We start from the raw sequence: 548 nt of genomic DNA on the forward strand, positions 1-548 counted from the left end.
GACGGCTGGAGCAAGCTGTCCGGCCATGAAGTGCTGGACCTGGCCAAGAAATTCGAGGACTACGGCTGCGAAGCCATCGTCTACACCGATATCGGCCGCGACGGCATGATGGGCGGCGTCAACATCGACGCCACCGTGCGCCTGGCCCGCAGCATGACGATCCCCGTGATCGCTTCCGGCGGCGTGCACAACATCAAGGACGTCGAAGCGCTGTGCGCGGTGCAGGACGAAGGCATCGAAGGCGTGATCTGCGGCCGCTCCATCTACGAGGGCACGCTGGACCTGCGCCTGGCGCAGGAAAGGGCCGACGCGCTTTCCGGCGTGGAAGAGGGCGAAACCGACTGATCATGACTCTTGCAAAACGCATCATCCCCTGCCTCGATGTCACCGCCGGACGGGTGGTCAAGGGCATCAACTTCGTCGAGTTGCGCGACGCCGGCGACCCGGTGGAAATCGCGCGCCGCTACGACGAGCAGGGCGCGGACGAACTGACCTTTCTCGACATCACCGCATCAAGCGACGAGCGCGACCTGATCCTGCACATCATC

2 protein-coding genes are annotated in these 548 nt (G+C 64.1%); both read left to right on the top strand.

Features of this window, described 5'->3' with window-relative positions; translation table 11 throughout:
• Nucleotides 1-345 (top strand): HisA/HisF-related TIM barrel protein (locus JK635_RS29170; RefSeq protein ID WP_202655787.1); only part of this gene is annotated, 345 nt, incomplete at its 5' end.
• Nucleotides 346-347: 2 nt separating this feature from the next.
• On the top strand, nt 348-548 hold a 201-nt coding region (locus JK635_RS29175; RefSeq protein ID WP_235888273.1), incomplete at its 3' end, for a HisA/HisF-related TIM barrel protein.

It is taken from the genome of Neobacillus paridis, assembly GCF_016765675.1.
Taxonomy (GTDB): Bacteria; Bacillota; Bacilli; order Bacillales; family Cytobacillaceae; genus Neobacillus; species Neobacillus paridis.